General features: G+C 70.4%; 1 pseudogene. It reads right to left on the minus strand.

Annotated elements, in window-relative coordinates:
- Positions 1-598 (minus strand): annotated as a pseudogene (locus H261_RS25650) (beta strand repeat-containing protein); the annotation flags it as partial.

A 598-nucleotide genomic window follows, 5' to 3' on the forward strand; every position in this document is an offset into this window, starting at 1 on the left:
AGCGCCGCGATGTCGGTGGTCTCCAGGGCGTTGACCTGGGTGGTGGTCAGTTCCGCGACCTGGCTGGTGGTCAGCGAGCGCACCTGGGTGGTGGACAGCGCCGCCACGTCGGTGGTCTGCAGGGCGTTCAGGGTGGTGGTGGCCAGGCTGGAAACCTGGGTGGTGGTCAGGGCGCCGACCTGGGTGGTGGACAGGGCCGCCACGTTGGTGGTGGTCAGCGTGTTGACGGCGGTCGCGGTCAGGGCCGCCACCTCGGTGGTGGTCAGGGATTCCAGCTGGGTGGTGGTCAGGCCGGCCGTCTGGGTCGAGGTCAGGGCCGCCGCCTGGGTGGCGGTCAGGCTGGCCAGGGTGGTGGTGGCCAGGGCGTTGATCACGGTGGTGGTCAGGCCGGCCACGTTGGTGGCGGTCAGGCCGTCGATCTGGGTGGTGGAGAGCGCCGCCGCGTTGGTGGTGGAGAGCGCATTGATCTGGGTGGTGGAGAGCACCGCCACCTCGGTGGAGGTGATGCCGGACAGGGCCGTGGTGGTCAGCGCCCCGGTCTGGGTGCTGGTGATGCCGCTCACCTGGGTGGTGGTCAGGGCGGCGATGTCGGTGGTCT

Origin of the sequence: Paramagnetospirillum caucaseum, assembly GCF_000342045.1 — a bacterium.
Taxonomy (GTDB): Bacteria; Pseudomonadota; Alphaproteobacteria; order Rhodospirillales; family Magnetospirillaceae; genus Phaeospirillum; species Phaeospirillum caucaseum.